Source organism: Ursidibacter maritimus, from assembly GCF_009761395.1.
GTDB classification, from domain to species: Bacteria; Pseudomonadota; Gammaproteobacteria; order Enterobacterales; family Pasteurellaceae; genus Ursidibacter; species Ursidibacter maritimus.
The window spans coordinates 281,422-300,589 of the sequence record NZ_LEKN01000013.1 but is presented as its reverse complement, the minus strand read 5'-3'; the positions used below and the strand labels follow the sequence as shown (position 1 = coordinate 300,589).

Here is a 19,168-nt window from a genome sequence, read left to right as displayed (position 1 = left end):
GTAATCCTACCGCTTAAATTAGGAAATCTATGAGTTCAAATTCAAAAAAACATTTAGGGCATACCGCTCGTAAACGCTTTGGGCAAAACTTTTTGCACGATCAAAATGTAATTCATAATATTGTTGCCGCAATCAATCCACAAAATGGACAGTATCTCTTAGAGATTGGTCCAGGCTTGGGGGCGCTAACTGAACCTGTTGCAGAGTTAGTGGATAAACTAACTGTGGTCGAATTAGACCGAGATTTAGCAGAGCGTTTACGTCATCACCCATTTTTAAATCATAAACTGACGATTATTGAGCAAGATGCGTTACGTTTTAATTTTAGAGAATATTTTGAAGAGCTAGATTTAACAGATAGTCAAGGTGTACGAGTCTTCGGAAATTTACCCTACAATATTTCTACCCCATTGATGTTCCACTTGTTTAAATTCCACGATCTTGTACAAGATATGCACTTTATGTTGCAAAAGGAAGTCGTAAAACGCTTGTGTGCTGCACCTAACAGTAAAGCTTATGGGCGTTTAACCATTATGGCACAATATTACTGCCAAGTAATGCCAGTGTTAGAAGTGCCACCATCAGCATTTAAACCAGCACCTAAAGTGGATTCTGCCGTAGTAAGACTTGTGCCTTATAAGCAACTACCACACCCAGTAAAAGATATTTATTGGTTAAATCGAGTGACGACACAAGCCTTTAACCAACGCCGTAAAACTTTGCGTAATGCTCTTTCCACACTATTTAGTGCAGAACAGCTGGAATCATTAGGAATTGATTTAAATGCTCGAGCAGAAAATCTTGCTTTAGCTGATTATGCTCGTTTAGCGAATTGGTTATACGACAGCCCACCAGAAGTGGAAAAAGTAGAAATTGACGATCTTGAGGACGCTTAGTCCTCAAGAATTGCTTAGTATATTTCGTGTTTTAAACGATTAACTATATTAGCATTAGCTGGGGGAAATTGACCTTCTTCCAGCTCTGATTGATGGATCCAGAAACCTTCTTGCCCTTCTCGCCCAAAAGGTTCTCCAATCCACTCTTCAACTAAATAGAAAAAGAATTCGATAGTCTTCGTCGGGTATTCAAAATGAAAATGATCGTATGGTAAAGCACTTAAGGTAACAATACCGATCTCTTCTTCTAATTCCCTTTTTAATGCTTGCTCTGGTGTTTCATCGGTCTCAATTTTTCCACCTGGGAACTCTAACGATTGTGCAAAATCTTGTCCTTCCAAACGCTGAGTGAGATAAATCTGCCCAAATTCATTACGAATAATACCTGCGGCAACTTGTATCTGCTTTTTTGTCATTTCCTTTCCTAATCGTGAAAATCAACATAGAGTGATTAAAATGAAGCGGTCATTTCTTGCAAATTTTTTACAATATCTGACCGCTTACTTTAGCTATTAAGTATATTTGGCTTTATTGCCATGGCAATGCTTATACTTTTTGCCTGAACCACAAGGGCAAGGCTCATTACGTCCGATATTCAGATTTGATAAATCTTGTTCTTCTGCCAGTGCATTTTCTTGTTCACTGTTTTCTTCGTGATAATGAGCAGATTCTTGTTCTGCCAATGCCTGACGTTCACGTTCGGCTTGCTCTACTTCTTCTTGGCTACGTACTTGGATACGGCTTAGAATGCTAATGACATTAGATTTTAAGTTATCCAGCATATTGGTAAACATAGCAAAAGATTCTTTCTTGTACTCTTGTTTTGGATCTTTTTGAGCATAACCGCGCAAATGAATTCCTTTACGCAGATAGTCCATTGCAGAGAGATGCTCTTTCCAAAGTTCATCAAGATTCTGTAACATTACGCCTTTTTCGAAGTTACGCATTATTTCTGCTCCAACCATTGCTTCTTTTTCGGCATATTGCGTTTTTGCTAAGGATATAATACGTTCACGCAGTGTATCTTCGTGAAGATCTTTTTCATCATTGAGCCATTGTTCAATAGGTAGATCCATTGCAAATTCTTGTTTTAAGCGGTTTTCTAACGCAGGAATATCCCACATTTCTTCAATAGATTGCGGTGGAATATATTGATCGATAACAGCATTGAATACGTCATTGCGAATAGTGTCGATCATCGCTGAAATATCATCACTTTCTAACAAGTAATTACGTTGTTCATAAATTGCTTTACGTTGTTCGTTTGCAACATCATCATATTGTAATAATTGCTTACGTCCATCAAAGTTATGTGCTTCTACTTTTGCTTGAGCAGAAGCAATCACTTTAGTTAATAATTTAGACTCCATCGCTTCGCCTTCTTCGCTAAAGGCTTTACGCATCATATTTAATTTACCCTCATTAAGGTAAATACGCATTAATGCATCATCTAAAGAGAGATAGAAACGTGAAGAACCAGGGTCACCTTGACGCCCTGAACGTCCACGTAACTGGTTGTCGATACGGCGAGATTCGTGACGTTCTGTGCCAATAATGTGTAAACCGCCCGCTTTCATGACGATTTCGTGACGCTCTTTCCATGCAGACTTAATTGCTTCAATTTGCTCTGGTGTTGGGTTCTCTAATTTAGCAATTTCAGCTTTCCAGTTGCCGCCTAATACAATATCTGTACCACGTCCTGCCATATTGGTTGCGATGGTTACTGCTCCTGGATAACCTGCATCAGCAACAATTTCTGCTTCTTGAGCGTGGAATTTTGCATTTAACACTTTATGAGAAATACCTGCTTGTTTTAATGCTTCAGAAAGCGTTTCTGATTTTTCGATTGAAATTGTGCCTACGAGTACAGGCTGATTACGCGCCATACACTCTTGAATATCTTTAATAACAGCCTGGAATTTTTCAGGCTCGCTCTTAAACATTAAATCGGTTTTATCATCACGAATCATTGGGCGATTAGTTGGAATAACTACCGTATCTAAGCCATAAATTTGTTGGAATTCAAAGGCTTCCGTATCTGCCGTACCAGTCATTCCCGCTAGTTTTTCGTATAGGCGGAAATAGTTTTGATAAGTAATGGATGCAACGGTTTGGTTTTCACCTTGGATATTGACTTTCTCTTTAGCTTCAATCGCTTGATGTAAACCGTCAGACCAACGGCGGCCAGCCATTGTACGACCTGTATGTTCATCAATAATGACCACTTCACCATCTTTTACAATGTAATCCACATTTAATTCAAATAATTTGTGAGCTCGCAATGCTGCATAAACGTGATGTAATAAGCTGATACGAGCTGGGTGATATAAGCTTTCACCTTCGTGCATTAACCCCATCTGCATCAGTAGCTCTTCAACTTTCACTTGCCCACGTTCTGTTAAGTGAGCCTGTTTACTTTTGAGATCTAAGGTGAAATCGCCCTCACCGGTATATTCTTCCGTATCTTCTTTATCTTGTGCGATTAAGTGTGGAATGATGGTATCAATCGCTTGGTAAATTTGCGTAGCATCTTCCGCTGGACCTGAAATAATCAATGGGGTACGCGCTTCATCAATTAAGATTGAGTCCACTTCATCGACTAACGCATAATGTAATGGGCGTTGGAAACGTTCTTCTTTTGAATGTGCTAAGTTATCACGCAAATAATCAAAACCTAATTCACTGTTCGTTGCATAGGTAATATCTGCTTGATAAGCCGAACGTTTTTCATCAGAGGCCAACCCAGGAATATTGACTGCAACGCTCATTCCTAGAAATTCAAATAATGGGCGGTTGGTTTCAGCATCTCGGCGAGCTAAGTAATCATTGACGGTGACAACGTGAACGCCTTTACCCGTTAAGGCATTTAAGTAGCAAGGTAGCGTTGCGGTTAATGTTTTACCTTCACCTGTTCGCATTTCTGCGATGTTACGTTCAGTCAGCACCATACCACCGATGAGCTGCACATCAAAATGACGCATTCCTAATACACGTTTGCTAGCTTCACGTACTGTCGCAAATGCTTCGTGTAGTAAGCTATCTAATGTTGCCCCTTCGGCAAGACGTTGTTTAAATTCTGCGGTTTTAGCTTTTAATTCATCATCAGTTAATTTTTCAAACTCAGGTTCTAATTTGTTTATTTGCACCACGCGTTTGTTTAAACGGCGTAAAGTGCGATCATTGCTACTGCCAAAAATTGAAGTCATTAATTTTGTAAACATAAAATTCTTTCCTAATAGAAATAGTATTAAAAATGGGAAATGAGTGGCATCAATAGATACCAAACTGTAATAAAGCAAGTTGGAAAAAATTAGGCGTAAGGTCCAGCTCGAATTGGTGGGGTAGCAATATCATCAAAGCGGTATGATTTTGCAAAAAATTCACAAAAAACAACCGCTTGTTTTTCGATAAGAGTTAAGGGAAATTGTGGTTCAATGAAAAAATAAACTTGTTCTTTTTCATTGTATTGAGTCTGTGATAAATCACTGAGTGTTAGAGTTTGCTGATTTGCAATGGTGCTTTGTTCGGTTTCATTTAAGGCTGACTGTGCATTAGGTACGGTCAGAATCGCAATCATTCCTAAGAACAACTGTCCTAAAAATAGTTGCGACCAAAATGCAGGTTTATGAAACTGTCGAAAAAGACCCATAATAAAATTAACTCGAAAAAACTATGCCTATTATACGATACTTTTGTAGAATAGGGCAGATTATTGTGGCGAAGTTAAGAAAAACAAGGGTAATAATTGTAAATAAAGATGAAAATTCAACCACTTAAAAATATTACGGACATTTTAGAGAACTCAAGCCTGACTAAGCTTGTCCAACGTAGCAATGAAATCAATGTATTAAATTTTAAAATCCAACAGATTCTTCCAGTGCAATATCGGAATGTTTACCGAATTATCAATTTATACGATAATCTATTGGTTATTGAGGTTCAAAATGCCACGATACGACAAGGCTTTTTATTACAACAATCAATGTTATTAGATTTAATTCAAACAGATTTCCCGCATATTACACAGTTGGAATTAAAGCTAAATCCTAATTTTAAATCTGTTTAATTGAATATTTAAAAATTAAAGAGGAAAATCAAAATGAAAAAAATAGCCCTAATCACTTTTACTACAATGTTAGGTGCTTGTTCACTGCTGCCACAAAAGAGCGTATCTGGTACTTATAAAGGTTCTTTACCTTGTGCAGATTGTGAAAAAATTGACGCTGAACTTGTGCTCAATTCAGATAAAACTTATCAATACAACACAGTTTATTTCAAAAATAAAGAACAGCATCCTTATATAGAAAAAGGAAACTATATTTGGGATACTAATAAACCAAATGTTCTTCGCCTAACGAATTCAGGTAATTTGACTTTATTAGTTACGGATAATTATGTTGAAGTTTGTGATGAAAATGGCAACCCTGTTAAAACGAAAAGTAACTATAAGTTGCAAAGAGTAAAATAAGTATGAATGGCTAGGCAATTAAATATTGCCTTTTTTATTGATTGTCTGGTTAACATAAAAAAATCCCCAAACAGGGAATGTTTGGGGAAAATAAAAAATTTAACAAGGAATTATCTATGAAATTACTATTGAATGGCGGTGAGAGGGGGATTCGAACCCCCGATACAGTCTCCCATATACACGCTTTCCAGGCGTGCTCCTTCAACCACTCGGACATCTCACCAAATCAATAAAAAATGTGCATATAAATGCACATTTCTAAACTGATGAGAACTATACAAAAATTTAATTGACTAATCAAGGAGTTTTTCCGTTTTGTATAGTGTTTGTAAATTTAGTGACCATGTCCTACACAGTTTGTCGATTTGGGTGCTACTTCGTCTTGTTCAAGCCATTCTTGTTGGGTATAGGTATGTAGCGCTAGTGCGTGTACGCCATTCGCTAATTCATCTGCTAGGCATTGATATACATTGCGATGACGAGCAAGTGTACGCATTTGTTCGAATTCAGCTGAAACAATAGTGACTTTAAAATGGGATTCAGCACCACGTCCAGAGCTATGGCGGTGGCTTTCATTTTCAACTTGTAGCATACTCGGTGTGAATTGTTCAGTTAATTTTTGAATAATTGTTTGTTGTACAGACATTGTTTCTCCTGAATGATTGGAAATTTAGTAAGATAATACTATACTTTAGCCATAATTTACTCAATATAAGGAAGGTTTTATGAAACTCACTCAAAAAGCAATGCTCATCGTTTCTTTATTTGGTACAGCAGTATTAGCAGGTTGCCAAAATCAATCAAATACGTTGACATTTAATGTGCCTGCGCCGACTGCAGTGTTTAATACAAATAATCAAACAGCGCTAGTAAATGTGATGACTCAAGATTTACGTCCATCAGCAGAAATAGCAAATTATACAGATAGCGGTAATGTTATTCGTTTAAATGCTGTACCACAGGTTTCTCATTTATTTCAGCAGGCAATGCAACAGAATCTAAATAGTAAAGGGTTTACTGTGGTACAAGGTGCTGGAAATGCAAATGTAACTGTGAAAGTCAAACGTTTCTTTGCTGATGTTGAACAGGGTAATTTACGTTATAAAGTCAATGCTAATGTTGATGTTGAAATTGCAGTGCAAGGGGCAAGAGGTCATTTTAATAAAAACTTCAGTACTTCTCGTTCTTATGAAGGCGCTTTCGGAGCAAGTAATAAAGAGATCCATAACGTTTTAAATCAGGCATATACTGACGCTATCCAATCTATTTATAATGATAATGAAGTTGGTAATGCTATTCATCAATTTAAGTAGTCATTCAGTAAATTGACTGATTAATATTGAGCCCCTTAGGATGTTAATTACACTTAAGGGGCTAATTATTTTGTCGCATATTATGTATTGCAAGATCTTGTTAGTTTAGAGTAGGTGTGTGGCAGATTTCTTATTGCTTATTTTACCTGGTTAGAATGATTTTGGACTGTATTAGACTAACATAACTGTGAATCTAATACAGCCCCTAAAATATAGTTACCAAAATAAGTATTTAATATCAGGATAGGTAATTTACTCTTTTATTTACTTGTAAATTGGAGCTTGATAGACTGTAATTATACAGATAACCATACATACAAAGGAGATAGTTTATGACGACTGAGTTTATAGATAATCAACGCCAAGAAGTACGAAGAATTGAAGCGAGTATTATTGAGCTGCGAGAATACTGTTCTATAGAAGATGCATTTACTGAGGTTGGGAAAAGTATTCAAACTAATTCTATTATGAATCTTTTTAAGAAATCAGGGTTAAAATTCCAACGAGTTAAAAGTAATCTTTTGCCATTTTGGTTAGTTGAGGCAACGCATACTCTTGATTATGAATATCAAACACTACTCAATATCCCCATTAACGAGGAAAATACTAAGCAACTAACTATTAATGGGAATATATATGAAGTGAAAAATCCAAGCCATCAAAGAAGTATTGAGGTGCCAGCAGTAGGGATTGCACATTATAAAAAGTGTATTAGCCGTATCTTTGATGCGAATGGTTTATTAATTTCAAATGATAGCGTATATCGTAGTTATATTGAATATCATGAAAATGATCAAGATTCTTCAGATGAGATTACAAGTCAGTCATTAAATGATTTAGATTTAACTGATAAAATTCCTCCAGCAAAACAAAATATTGAACGTAAAATTACCAGTGAGTTTTATAAATTAACTGAATCTACCACTGACAATACACAATATTTTAAAGATCTGGTTCAGTTCACTAAGTTCAATTTATATTACCATCCTATTTTTATTTTCGAATATATCAACACTGAGACGAATGAGGTTAAAGAAATTGAAGTTGATGGTGTTACAGGAAAAGTTGTTAAAGATAATGTTTTAACTTCAATTAAAAATATTCTTCATAATAATCGTGAAGGAATTACAGAAGTTGCAGCAGAAATTGCGGGAAATGCAATACCAGGAACAGGCTATTTAGTCAGAGAAATTGGGAAAAGAATAAAATAGTAGATTCTAAGTTCATAGTACTATACTTAGTAGCTATATCTAGCAAGAGTAAGGTGGATTAACCACCTTACTTATTTAGAGGTTGAACGCTAGAATAACTTTCTTGATGTTTCAAATAATTCTTCTTTAAACTGACGACGCATATTGGTGATTGCATCAATAATGTCGTGGTGAACCAGTTTTTCGTTTTGAATACCGACACAACGTCCAGCGTGACCTTGGAGTAATAGCTCAACGGCATATACGCCCATACGAGAAGCTAAGATACGGTCGAAGGCACAAGGCGCGCCACCACGTTGAACGTGACCTAATACAGTTGCACGCGTTTCGTGGCCAAATTTTTCTTCAATTTCTTTTGCAAGTTCATGAACATTCGTCATCATTTCAGTAATCGCAATAATGGCATGGCGTTTTCCTTTTTCAAAACCTTGACCAATGTTACGCATTAGTGATTCTTTATCTAACCCTTTTTCTGGTACGATAATGTATTCACAACCACCTGCTAAAGCAGCATTGATGGTTAAATCACCACAGTGGCGTCCCATAATTTCAACAATTGAGATACGTTGGTGAGATGTTGATGTATCACGCAAGCGGTCAATAGCTTCTAGTGCAGTTTCTAATGCGGTTTGGAAACCGATTGTATAGTCTGTTCCTACAATATCATTATCAATTGTACCTGGTAAGCCGATACAGGCGATACCGTATTCTTCTGTGAGTAATTTTGCCCCCATATATGAACCGTCACCACCGATTACAACCAACGCATCAATCTCATATTTCTTTAATGTTTCCACCGCTTTTTTACGGACTTCAGGATCTCTAAATTGCGGGAAACGTGCAGAACCTAAGAATGTTCCACCACGATTGATCACTTCAGATACAGAACGGCGTTCTAGTTTAGTCACTTTATCGTGATATAAACCATAATAACCATCTTGAATACCATATACTTCTAAGCCTTCGCTTAATGCAGCACGCACTACACCACGAATAGCGGCGTTCATACCAGGTGCATCACCACCACTTGTTAAAACTGCAATTTTTTTAACCATAAAAATCACCTTATCAATAAAATAATTAAACTTATAAAATAAATAAAAACTGTTGCAAAGATTACCTTATTCCGCTTTTTCGTTCTAGCAGAAATTTATAAAATCTATAATTTTTTGATCTGATTAGCCTTAATCTTGCAAAATTGCTAACGTAGTATCTAGGGCATTAAAAAATTGGTTAAGATCATCGGATATATTGTAATGAGCAAGGGATAAGCGTAACGTTCCTGTTTTCGATAAATAGCGTAAATAAGGTTTGGCACAATGCTCCCCACTGCGCAATGCTATTTTTTGCTCGGCTAAAATTGTTGCTAGATCTGCGTGGTGCTGGTTACTAAAAGTAAAACTCATCGTTGGACTAATTGCATTGCCTAGAATTTGTATATTAGGGTAGCTCTCTAACCGTTTACGCATTTGAGTAGCTAGATGATATAAACCTTGGTTAAGCTGTTGAAAATCCCATGTTTCTAGCCATTCAAGCACTTTGCCAAAGCCGATAATACCTGCAATATTTGGTGTTCCCGCTTCTAATCTATAAGGTAATTCGGCTAAGGTGAGCTGTTGCTCTGTCACATTTTGGAGCATTTTTCCCCCAAAAATAAGCGGTTTGATTTGTGCTAAACTTTGCGATTTTCCCATCAGTACACCTACGCCAGTCGGGCCATACATTTTATGAGCGGAAAAGGCGTAAAAATCAGCATCTAATTTTTGTACATCAACCTGTTCAGAACAGACCGCTTGGGCTATATCAAGAATAACTTTAGCTTCGGTATATTGGCGGATAATCGGAATGAGAGCCTCAACAGGTTGGCGAACACCCGTTACATTTGACACTAAATTGAGGGCGACAATTTTAGTTCGTTCGGAAAGGGCATTTTGTAAAGCGGTCGGTTCTAACTGATAATTTTCATTTAGTGGTAATACCACTAATTTTGCGTGTTTGCGTTCTGCTAATTGTTGCCAAGGTACAAAATTGGCGTGATGTTCTGCAACGGTAATAATGATTTCATCATCGGTTTGAATTTGTTCATCAAGTCCGTTAGCAATAATGTTAATGGCGTGAGTTGTACCGCTTGTCCAAATCACAGCTTCTCGGGTAACGACATTAAAACGTTTAGCGACTAAATCTCTAGCCTTTTCATAGGCTTGAGTTTGAGATAAATCATATTGGCTACGATGAACAGACCCAGCTGATTGATAAAACTGACAAGTTTCATCAATCAATATCTGTGGTTTTAAAGTTGTGGCAGCAGAATCTAAATAAGTCCAGTTGCCATTTTGTTTGAAATAGGGGAATTGTTGGCGAAATTGTGTATTTATCATCGTTGTTGTGCCTTACGATAAAGTCGATTACAAGGGATACCATCTTTATTTCCGTCACGTTCCTTCCAGTTGCATTGTTGGTAATGTTGTTGAACCTGAGCGTAGCTAAAACCACGCCTTTCCATTTCTTTGCAACTTAATTGTTTACTGCAATCAACTATCCCAAGCGGTGAGTTATAAGGGATTTTTTGCAAATTTTGTGTGGTATCTGACCGCTTACTTGATCGCCAATCTGCTGGATTGATAGGGTTAGGATCTCGCCATAAACCGATTTTATTTGTTTGAGCCTGCAGTTGAGCTTGTTGGTAAATAGGTTGCGTTTGACGGTATGCCCAAGCCATTCCCATTTCGATTAAGGTGAGATTGATATTCCGATCACCATCATAAATTACACCTAATATGCGTTGGTATTTATCATAACTTGAAATATGGATAGTCACATTCTTCTTAAACGTTAAATGAGACAAAGCTTGTTTTGCTCGGTTGCCGAATGCTTGGGTAGATTCTGGAGCATCAATATGTTGTAGGCGAATTTTAAGTGGCGTTCGTTCAAGTAGGCAGGTCAAGGTATCGCCATCGCTAATTCCTACAACTTTACACTGAATTTGGCGTTCAGCAGAAAAAGCAATAGGCGTGAAAATGAGTAAACTAAATAGTGCGAGTAGGTATTTTTTCATTCATTTATGCGAGATAAAAATCAGCAGAGTGGGGTAACCCACCCTGCAAATTTTATGTTACTTTTAGGTGAATTATCGCCACGCTTTAAATTGGTTAATTAAGCCATTGGTAGAACTATCATGGCTAGTAATCTCTTCACTATTTTCTAGCTCTGGGAGAATACGGTTCGCAAGTTGCTTACCTAACTCAACACCCCATTGGTCGAAACTATAAATATTGAAAATAACGCCTTGTACAAAGATTTTATGTTCGTACATTGCAATCAATGCGCCTAAAGTAAATGGTGTGATTTTTTGCACTAAAATTGAGTTGGTCGGTTTATTCCCTGTGAAAACTTTAAATGGTACGATTTCTGCAACTTCCTCTAGCGATTTACCCGCTTGTAAAAACTCTTGTTCCACCACGTCTTTTGATTTACCAAAAGCGAGCGCTTCTGTTTGAGCAAAGAAGTTTGACAATAATTTTGTATGATGATCTGCTAATGGATTATGGCTTTGAGCAGGGGCAATAAAATCGCAAGGAATCAATTTAGTACCTTGGTGAATAAGTTGATAAAATGCGTGTTGTCCATTAGTACCAGGCTCACCCCAAATAATAGGACCTGTTTGATGGGTTACTGCTTTACCATCTCGTCCTACAAATTTACCGTTAGATTCCATGTTACCTTGTTGGAAATAGGCTGCAAAACGATGCATATATTGGTCATAAGGTAAAATAGCTTCTGATTCTGCCCCTAAGAAATTGCTATTCCAAATACCAACTAATGCTAAAGTTGTCGGAATATTTTGTTCAATAGGGCTATTTAGAAAATGTTTATCCATTGCATGAGCACCTGCTAACAGTTGCTCAAAATGTTCGAAGCCAAGAGAAAGGGCGATTGATAAGCCGATCGCAGACCAAAGTGAGTAACGTCCGCCTACCCAATCCCAAAATTCAAACATATTGGCTGTATCAATCCCAAATTTAGCAACTTCTTTAGCATTCGTTGAAAGTGCAACAAAGTGTTTTGCAACAGCAGATTCATCTTTAGCTGAGGCTAATAACCAATCACGAGCTGAAAGAGCATTTGTCATCGTTTCTTGGGTGGTAAAGGTTTTTGATGCGACTAAAATTAGAGTCGTTTCAGGATTAACTTTGCGTAAAGTTTCAGCGATATGTGTACCATCAACATTGGATACAAAGTGCATATTAAGATGGTTTTTATAAGGACGTAGTGCTTCTGTCACCATATAAGGACCTAAATCCGAACCACCGATACCAATATTGATTACATCAGTAATCGCCTTACCAGTGTAACCTTTCCATTCGCCTGAAATCACTCGATGGCAAAAATCTTTCATTTTAGCCAATACCGCATTGACTTCGGGCATTACATCTTTTCCATCAACTTCAACGGGTGTGTTTGAACGATTGCGAAGTGCAGTATGAAGAACTGCACGATTTTCAGTGCGATTGATTTTTTCGCCATTAAACATTGCATAAGTGGCTGATTTCAAACCACATTCATCAGCAAGTTGACGCAATAATGAGAGGGTTTGTTGGTTAATGGCATTTTTAGAAAAATCGACTAAAATTTGATCTTCAAAACACAATGAATAGTGTTTAAAACGCTCTGGATCTTCGGCAAAAAGCTGTGTAATTGTTAGATTTTCATTTTTATGTTGCTCTAACGCATTCCACGCAAAAGTTTGAGTTGGGTTAATTTTTTGCATATTAATGTCCTTTAAGCTAAGTTTAAAATTAGTTTTGAGAGGTTGATTTTTGCTCGTTAAGTGCATCTAAGCGTTTTTCTAATTCATTTAATTTTTCACGAGTACGGAGTAGCACTTGGGACTGCACATCAAATTCTTCACGAGTCACAACATCTAATTTGGCAAGTTGAGCTTGTAAGATTTGCTTGAATTTTTCTTCTAAATCGTTACCTACATTTTTTAGCCCTTGTGGTAATACATTGTGTAATTGCTGAGCGATTGATTCTAAATTTTTTGGATTAAGCATATTGTGTATCTCTTGAATAAAACAGATCTTAATTTTAAATAATTTTAGCGGATAACTAAAGCAGATAATCGGAAAATTATGTTATAAAGTGAGATAAATCAAGGATAAAAAGAATGGCTGGAGTACTAGGATTCGAACCTAGGAATGCTGGGATCAAAACCCAGTGCCTTACCGCTTGGCGATACTCCAAAATAAAAAAACTAACCTAAGTTAGTTATTTGAATTGTTTTAAATAAGATGGCTGGAGTACTAGGATTCGAACCTAGGAATGCTGGGATCAAAACCCAGTGCCTTACCGCTTGGCGATACTCCAGTCGTTTTATTTTGCAAGCCATAATGGTGCGGGACGAGGGACTTGAACCCACACACCTCTCGGCGCCAGAACCTAAATCTGGTGCGTCTACCAATTTCGCCAGTCCCGCAAATGGTGGCTACAGCGAGATTCGAACTTGCGACCCCAACATTATGAGTGTTGTGCTCTAACCAGCTGAGCTATGTAGCCATTTTGCGTGCCATATCGGCTTTGCGGGGCGTATTATGCTGATTTAGTCTTTACTCGTCAAATACTTTTTTAGAAAAATTATTCTTTTCGCTTTATTTGCGTAGAGATTCGGCAGATTGATAAAAAAAACAACAAAAATAGTTGTTTTATAATGGGTTAGCTACACTATTTATTCATTTCTTGTTTCAATCTTTCCAAAACAGGTTCTACATTAGGTAATATATCTTCCCAAAGTTGAAAGGCATAACTTGCTTGTCCAACTAACATTCCAAGACCATCTTGCACTGATTTCGCCCCTTGAGATCGAGCATATTGCAGAAATGGTGTATTCATATTTACTGCATATTGCATATCATAAATATTGGCTTGTATCATCAACTGGCGAGGTAATTCAACATATTTACCTTGTAATCCTAATGAGGTTGCATTGATAATTAAATCAAAAGTTTCATCTGCAATCTCATCTAAATAAGCGGTTTGAATTTTTCCAAATTTTGCAAATTTTTCAGCCAAACTAACCGCTTTTTCAGGTGTTCGGTTATACAGCGTGATTTGCTGTTTGGCTTGTAATAGAGGGTATAGCACCCCTTTTGTTGCTCCACCTGCACCTAAGATCAAAATATGCTGATTTGGGTTTAGCCAACCTAGACGTTTAAGATCACTAACTAGGCCTAAGCCATCAGTATTGTCGGCATAGAGACGGCCATCTTCTAAATGCTTTAGTGTGTTGCAAGCCTCAGCTTGTAAACAAGCTTCACTATGTACATCAGCAAGATCAAAAGTCCTTTCTTTAAATGGCGCCGTAATATTCGCTCCCTTTGCACCATCGGCAAAAAATTGCTTGAGTTGAGTCTCAAAATCTTGTTCATCACCTAATTTTGCTGAATAGTTCAGGCTTTTTTGCGTTTGTTCTGCAAATAGTTGATGAATACGTGGAGATTTACTTTGGGCGATTGGATTGCCCCATACTGCATATTGGTTCATAGTTAGCCCTGTCTAAAAATATGTTGAGTAAAAATATCACGAATTTCGGATGGATTTGAATTACCTGCTGTTTGCCAATCTAATACAGGAAAATCATTACCGAATTGTAAACGAACTTCCTCCGCTGTTTTACAAGGCGGTAAACTGGTTAAATTGGCACTTGTAGAAGTTAAGGCAAAACCAACATTGTTACACAGTTCAACTACGGCAGGCACTTGGCATAAACGTAAGGCAATTGTGTCAAATGCTCCTGTTAAGTACTTTGGAACGGAAGATTTAGCGGGCATAATCCACGTAATCGCTTTCTCTGTTTTTTGCTCAAAGCGTTGCCAATCAATAGCGGATAATTTGCTTTCATCAATGTAAGGTAAGAAAAAATCTTTATGTGGAGCGATTAAAATTAACCCCTTTTCTTCGGGGCGTTGTTTTAATGCCAATAATTTTCTGACTGCAATTTCACTTTGTGGGTTGCAACCTAATCCGAATACTGCTTCGGTTGGGTAAGCCACCACTTGATCTTGTTTTAATTGCTCAACGATTGAATTGAATGAATACATTATAGCTCTTCTTGGTTACTCTCTTGTTCGTATAAATGTTGGCAGGTTCGGTTAGCACATTGCCACATAAATTTTCCCCGTATTTTTTTCTGAATAGCTAAGGGATAATGACAGTTTGGGCAAGTCATTTCAGTTGGTTTACTGGCTAATGTAAATTTACAATGCGGATAATTGGAACAGCCGTAAAAATGTTTTCCTGAACGCCCAACACGTTCAACGAGTTGGTGCGTTTTACATTCAGGGCATAAGATATTGGCTTGAGTTTCTGGCTCATCGTGAACAGTAAAATGACATTCAGGATATTCGCTACACCCAATAAACATTCCAAAATTCCCCTGCTTTAGTTGTAATAAAGCACCACATTCAGGGCAAATTTCATTCAGTTCCTTAATGACGTGATTATGTTGTTGTAACGGTTTTAAATAATCACATTCAGGGTAGGCACTGCAACCTAAAAACAGCCCTTGCTTTCCCCGCTTAATTTTTAACGCAGATTGGCATTGTGGGCAATATTCTGTGTGTTTAGTGGATTTAAATAGGCTCATCAATCAATTCAAATTCAATAACAAAAAAATGATCTTCACTTGGGTAGATGCTACGAATTACATCTTTTAACTCATCTAATGACATATTTTCTTGTTTAGCGTGTAAATCATTAAGATCTTCAAAAGTAATTGGTGTTACTGATTTTACAGAGATTTTTGCAAATAAGCGGTCAGTTTCAAGGGTAAAAACATCAAGCTGTTGATTCGGTAAGAAATATGATTCACTTTTATCCCGTATAGTAATTGTTTTTCTGCCTGCAACAATATCGGCTTCAAAACGGCTAAAGAATGTAATTTTATTCGTCATAATCTAATTCCATTAAATGACTAAAATGGTAATTATTAAATCCACGGCTTAACATATATCGCCAGATTTTCTGCTTTCCTTTGATATCCCAATTTATTGGACGTTTCTTATTAAAAAGTATTTCAGCTTGTTCAAACCAATCGATTTCACAATTTTCAAGTTCTTGGCTAATTAGCCAATCTTTAATTCCTTTTTGTTTTAGCTCAAATTTCAGTCGGTTAGGCCCATAACCTTGTTGTGAACGATAGCGAATAAAATGAGAGCAAAAACGTTCATCACTTTGCCAATTTCTTTCTTGTACTTGGTTGATTGCATCATCTATTTCCTCTGTTTCAAACTCTTTTGATATGAGTTTTTGACGAAGTTCTACTTCGCTATAATCTCGTTTTGAAAGTAAGTAAATGAGATATTGGAGAGCCGTAGATTTTATTTTTGCCATAGATTCGATTTAATTCGCCTAGCTAATAAAAATGCGGTTTAAATAAACCGCATTAGTGTGATTTAAAGTTCTTCTTCAAATTGATCTTCCGAGCTATCATCACTCTCTGCTAGTGGTGCAAGCGTTTTATCAGGATTAGCAATGAGCAATTCACGAATGGTTTGTTCGATTTTATCCGCTTGTTCAGTATTGTCTTTTAGCCATTTGATCGCATTATTCTTACCTTGACCAATTTTTTCACCCTCATAAGAGAACCAAGCACCAGATTTCTTAATAAGATCGTGGGCAACTGCAAGATTGAGAATTTCACCTACTTTTGAAATACCTTCACCGTACATAATATCAAATTCAGCAACTCGGAATGGCGGAGAAACTTTGTTCTTCACTACTTTTACTTTTGTTTCGCTACCTAAAATTTCTTCTCCATCTTTTACAACACCTGAACGGCGAATGTCTAGGCGAACAGATGCATAGAATTTTAAAGCATTACCACCCGTTGTTGTTTCTGGGTTACCAAACATTACCCCAATCTTCATACGGATTTGGTTAATAAACACAACTAAGCAGTTGGTTGTTTTAATGTTGGCAGTTAATTTTCTCAATGCTTGAGACATCAAGCGAGCCTGTAAACCCATATGAGAATCACCCATTTCACCTTCAATTTCTGCTTTAGGTGTTAAAGCAGCAACAGAATCCACGATAATAACATCAACAGCACCAGAGCGTACTAAAGCATCACAAATTTCAAGGGCCTGTTCACCATTATCTGGCTGAGAAATGAGTAGTTTATCTGTTTCTACACCTAATTTTCTTGCGTAAACAGGATCGAGTGCATGTTCTGCGTCAATAAAAGCACAGGTTTTTCCTGTTTTTTGTGCTTGTGCAATCAAAGATAGGGTAAGTGTTGTTTTACCCGAAGATTCAGGCCCGAAAATTTCAACAATACGTCCCATAGGTAAACCACCAATCCCTAAGGCAAGATCAAGTCCGATTGACCCAGTTGAAACAGATTCAATGTCGAGTTGTTGTGTATCACCTAATTTCATAATTGAACCTTTACCAAATTGCTTTTCAATTTGAGCAAGGGCGGCAGCTAGTGCTTTTTCTTTACTTTCTGGTTCTGTGTGCTTTACGACTGTTGGTGTTGATTTTTTCTCTGCCATAGATGGATTCCTTTATCATTCAAAATGGGTATAACGGCTATCTGCCAAAATTTGCGTGCATTATACTGTTTGAATATACAGTTTCAAGTCTTTTTTAGAAATTTTTCGATCTCGATCGTAAAACTACTTTAAGATGGTTGATGAATTGATGGTAATTGCCCTTTCTAAATCAAAGGGATTTAAGGCATTAACCATCATTATTTTTTCATAAGCCCAAATATCATCTGCGGTGATTTTAGTTAGGCTTACTTCGCCTAGATCTAATAAATAGTTTAATTGCGTTCCTTTTAATAAATAATGATGTGAGCTATACCATTTATCATTTTTTAAAAAGAGTAAATTACCAATAGTGCAATCACTAACCAATCCATTATTAATAATAATGATTTCATCATTTTGCTTATTTTTGAGTAAATCTAACCGCTTGCGATCACTATATTTAAATTGATAGTCTAAATTTTGTGTATAAACCAGTTTAAATTGCGTAATTTTCTTTGGTGTATAAGGGTAAAAATTTATCTTATAATTTTCTTGGTTATAATCTATTCGGCAACGTGAAAATCCTTGTTTAAACTCATCAGGAATATCTATATTTGCTAAATCTAAGCGACATTCAGATTGAAAATAATGCAAAAAAGCATTATTAACACGTTGCTGATGATAATATAAATGATTAAACTCTCCGTTAATAACCGCTAAGGTTTCAAAGAGTGGATATTGGTACATACACTTTCTCTAAAATTTCATTATATTCTTCATTTAATTGACTTAGTGCAGTAATACCGCCACCACTACGGAAAATAAGTTTATTTCCTTGCTGTTCAATATAACGAATGGCAACTGCACTATCTAGGTTTTCGCCGTCAAAATAGCCGAATATTCCTGTGTAGTAGCCACGTTCTTGTTGCTCTGCTTGTTGAATAATTTCAACAGTTTTTAATTTGGGAGCACCACTAATTGAGCCTGCTGGTAATAAGGTTGATAATATTGTTCCTACATTATTTTGCCAATTTTCATCTAATTCACCACAAATTTCAGAGCTAGTTTGGTATATTGAACCACGATGAGTTTCTACTTTATCGATATATCGATATTTTGTTACTTGGATATATTTAGCAACTAAAGCCAGATCATTTCTAATTAAATCAACAATAGTATTGTGTTCAGTAAACTCTTTTGGTGAGTTTATTAATTTCTCTTTAGCATTATTTTCATTTGCATTGATAGTGCCTTTCATTGGATAAGAATAAATTTTATTTTGTTGAATGCGAATAAAACACTCAGGAGAAAAACAGACGAATTGATCTTTTAAACGTGATTTATATTTTGCTTGGCTACTTAAATAGATTTCATCTAACTGATAATTTGTGTTGATTTCTGTTGGCACAGTCAAATTCAATAAATAACTATTACCCGCTTGAATTTCTTTCTGAACTAATTCAAAAGCGGATTGATATTGTTGAAAATTGATCGGCAAAGTAGCCAATTCAAACGTTTTAGAAGTGGTTGGTAAGGCTGGTTTATTCACTATTTTTCCAAAATCGAACCAAACACCTTCAGAAATAGCTTGATCAAGCGGGTAGATAAGCGGTTTTTTTTGCTCAAAATCGATCAAAAAGAAAAATGGTATTCTGTTTTTACCAAAATGATTAGCGGTTTGGATAAAATGTTGCATAGGAATAAATAATCTTGTAAATACAGTCTTGTTAATTCATAAGTTCGACTTAAA

Annotated in this window: 22 protein-coding genes and 5 tRNA genes; 5 read left to right on the top strand and 22 right to left on the bottom strand. The window is 36.5% G+C overall.

All coding sequences use genetic code 11. The features are described from left to right. The first annotated feature begins 29 nt into the window (after positions 1–29). On the top strand, positions 30–896 hold the full coding sequence (gene rsmA, locus A1D26_RS04495) for a 16S rRNA (adenine(1518)-N(6)/adenine(1519)-N(6))-dimethyltransferase RsmA (RefSeq protein WP_157402882.1): 867 nt from the start codon (positions 30–32) through the stop codon (positions 894–896). 14 nt (positions 897–910) lie between these two features. Here the strand turns inward: rsmA and mutT are convergent, their stop codons facing one another. From mutT to secM, 3 genes are all read right to left on the bottom strand, one after another. After that, positions 911–1,312, bottom strand: a complete 402-nt coding sequence (gene mutT, locus A1D26_RS04490; RefSeq protein ID WP_157402881.1) for an 8-oxo-dGTP diphosphatase MutT — start codon at positions 1,310–1,312, stop codon at positions 911–913. A 96-nt stretch (positions 1,313–1,408) separates the two neighbouring features. Then, the gene (gene secA, locus A1D26_RS04485) at positions 1,409–4,117 is read right to left on the bottom strand and encodes a preprotein translocase subunit SecA (RefSeq protein WP_157402880.1); all 2,709 of its coding nucleotides are present in this window, start codon (positions 4,115–4,117) and stop codon (positions 1,409–1,411) included. An 89-nt stretch (positions 4,118–4,206) separates the two neighbouring features. After that, complete coding sequence (gene secM, locus A1D26_RS04480) at positions 4,207–4,545, bottom strand: secA translation cis-regulator SecM (RefSeq protein WP_157402879.1); 339 nt, start codon at positions 4,543–4,545, stop codon at positions 4,207–4,209. Positions 4,546–4,653: 108 nt separating this feature from the next. On the opposite strand from secM, the gene A1D26_RS04475 reads away from it, so the two are divergent. Both A1D26_RS04475 and A1D26_RS04470 read left to right on the top strand, forming a co-directional pair. Then, positions 4,654–4,962, top strand: coding sequence for a DciA family protein (locus A1D26_RS04475; RefSeq protein ID WP_157402878.1), 309 nt, complete (start codon positions 4,654–4,656; stop codon positions 4,960–4,962). A gap of 33 nt (positions 4,963–4,995) precedes the next feature. Next, a complete protein-coding gene (locus A1D26_RS04470) occupies positions 4,996–5,364 on the top strand; it encodes a copper resistance protein NlpE (protein WP_157402877.1) in 369 nt (122 codons plus the stop codon). Between the two features lie 133 nt (positions 5,365–5,497). On the opposite strand, the gene A1D26_RS04465 is transcribed toward A1D26_RS04470, so the two are convergent. Then, a tRNA-Ser gene (locus A1D26_RS04465) sits at positions 5,498–5,587 on the bottom strand. A gap of 111 nt (positions 5,588–5,698) precedes the next feature. Further along, positions 5,699–6,010 carry a BolA family protein gene (locus A1D26_RS04460; RefSeq protein ID WP_157402876.1) on the bottom strand — a complete coding sequence of 104 codons (312 nt, stop codon included), beginning with the start codon at positions 6,008–6,010 and terminating at the stop codon, positions 5,699–5,701. A gap of 79 nt (positions 6,011–6,089) precedes the next feature. On the opposite strand from A1D26_RS04460, the gene A1D26_RS04455 reads away from it, so the two are divergent. Together A1D26_RS04455 and A1D26_RS04450 are read left to right on the top strand one after the other, a co-directional pair. Next, positions 6,090–6,677, top strand: coding sequence for a YajG family lipoprotein (locus A1D26_RS04455; RefSeq protein ID WP_157402875.1), 588 nt, complete (start codon positions 6,090–6,092; stop codon positions 6,675–6,677). Between the two features lie 332 nt (positions 6,678–7,009). After that, the gene (locus A1D26_RS04450; RefSeq protein WP_157402874.1) at positions 7,010–7,888 is read left to right on the top strand and encodes a hypothetical protein; all 879 of its coding nucleotides are present in this window, start codon (positions 7,010–7,012) and stop codon (positions 7,886–7,888) included. A gap of 89 nt (positions 7,889–7,977) precedes the next feature. Here the strand turns inward: A1D26_RS04450 and pfkA are convergent, their stop codons facing one another. The 17 genes from pfkA to A1D26_RS04365 all read right to left on the bottom strand — a co-directional run bounded on the left by pfkA (position 7,978) and on the right by A1D26_RS04365 (position 19,114). Further along, positions 7,978–8,943 carry a 6-phosphofructokinase gene (pfkA, locus tag A1D26_RS04445; protein WP_218958674.1) on the bottom strand — a complete coding sequence of 322 codons (966 nt, stop codon included), beginning with the start codon at positions 8,941–8,943 and terminating at the stop codon, positions 7,978–7,980. A 129-nt stretch (positions 8,944–9,072) separates the two neighbouring features. Next, positions 9,073–10,266, bottom strand: a complete 1,194-nt coding sequence (locus A1D26_RS04440) for an aminotransferase class V-fold PLP-dependent enzyme (RefSeq protein WP_157402872.1) — start codon at positions 10,264–10,266, stop codon at positions 9,073–9,075. Next, positions 10,263–10,943 (bottom strand): thermonuclease family protein, encoded by a 681-nt coding sequence (locus A1D26_RS04435; RefSeq protein ID WP_157402871.1) that lies wholly within the window; start codon positions 10,941–10,943, stop codon positions 10,263–10,265. The genes A1D26_RS04440 and A1D26_RS04435 overlap by 4 nt, the downstream gene beginning before the upstream one ends. A 72-nt stretch (positions 10,944–11,015) precedes the next feature. Beyond that, positions 11,016–12,656: a glucose-6-phosphate isomerase gene (gene pgi, locus A1D26_RS04430; protein ID WP_157402870.1), complete on the bottom strand. Its 1,641-nt coding sequence runs from the start codon at positions 12,654–12,656 to the stop codon at positions 11,016–11,018. Positions 12,657–12,684: 28 nt separating this feature from the next. Beyond that, positions 12,685–12,942 carry a ubiquinone biosynthesis accessory factor UbiK gene (gene ubiK, locus A1D26_RS04425; RefSeq protein ID WP_157402869.1) on the bottom strand — a complete coding sequence of 86 codons (258 nt, stop codon included), beginning with the start codon at positions 12,940–12,942 and terminating at the stop codon, positions 12,685–12,687. 114 nt (positions 12,943–13,056) lie between these two features. Beyond that, positions 13,057–13,131, bottom strand: a tRNA-Gln gene (locus tag A1D26_RS04420). A 49-nt stretch (positions 13,132–13,180) separates the two neighbouring features. Next, positions 13,181–13,255, bottom strand: a tRNA-Gln gene (locus A1D26_RS04415). Between the two features lie 24 nt (positions 13,256–13,279). Then, positions 13,280–13,364, bottom strand: a tRNA-Leu gene (locus tag A1D26_RS04410). A gap of 3 nt (positions 13,365–13,367) precedes the next feature. Next, positions 13,368–13,444, bottom strand: a tRNA-Met gene (locus A1D26_RS04405). 165 nt (positions 13,445–13,609) lie between these two features. After that, complete coding sequence (aroE, locus tag A1D26_RS04400) at positions 13,610–14,428, bottom strand: shikimate dehydrogenase (protein ID WP_157402868.1); 819 nt, start codon at positions 14,426–14,428, stop codon at positions 13,610–13,612. A gap of 2 nt (positions 14,429–14,430) precedes the next feature. Then, positions 14,431–14,985, bottom strand: coding sequence for a Sua5/YciO/YrdC/YwlC family protein (locus A1D26_RS04395; RefSeq protein WP_157402867.1), 555 nt, complete (start codon positions 14,983–14,985; stop codon positions 14,431–14,433). Further along, positions 14,985–15,530, bottom strand: coding sequence for a DNA topoisomerase family protein (locus A1D26_RS04390; RefSeq protein ID WP_157402866.1), 546 nt, complete (start codon positions 15,528–15,530; stop codon positions 14,985–14,987). Before A1D26_RS04390 ends, A1D26_RS04395 begins: the two co-directional genes overlap by 1 nt. Beyond that, a complete protein-coding gene (yqfB, locus tag A1D26_RS04385; protein WP_157402865.1) occupies positions 15,517–15,837 on the bottom strand; it encodes a N(4)-acetylcytidine aminohydrolase in 321 nt (106 codons plus the stop codon). Before yqfB ends, A1D26_RS04390 begins: the two co-directional genes overlap by 14 nt. After that, a complete protein-coding gene (gene recX, locus A1D26_RS04380) occupies positions 15,827–16,276 on the bottom strand; it encodes a recombination regulator RecX (protein WP_157402864.1) in 450 nt (149 codons plus the stop codon). The genes yqfB and recX overlap by 11 nt, the downstream gene beginning before the upstream one ends. A gap of 62 nt (positions 16,277–16,338) precedes the next feature. Further along, the gene (gene recA, locus A1D26_RS04375; protein ID WP_157402863.1) at positions 16,339–17,439 is read right to left on the bottom strand and encodes a recombinase RecA; all 1,101 of its coding nucleotides are present in this window, start codon (positions 17,437–17,439) and stop codon (positions 16,339–16,341) included. A gap of 123 nt (positions 17,440–17,562) precedes the next feature. Further along, positions 17,563–18,165 carry an aminotransferase class IV family protein gene (locus A1D26_RS04370; protein ID WP_157402862.1) on the bottom strand — a complete coding sequence of 201 codons (603 nt, stop codon included), beginning with the start codon at positions 18,163–18,165 and terminating at the stop codon, positions 17,563–17,565. Next, complete coding sequence (locus A1D26_RS04365) at positions 18,143–19,114, bottom strand: aminodeoxychorismate synthase component I (RefSeq protein WP_157402861.1); 972 nt, start codon at positions 19,112–19,114, stop codon at positions 18,143–18,145. Before A1D26_RS04365 ends, A1D26_RS04370 begins: the two co-directional genes overlap by 23 nt. Between the last annotated feature and the right edge of the window lie 54 nt (positions 19,115–19,168).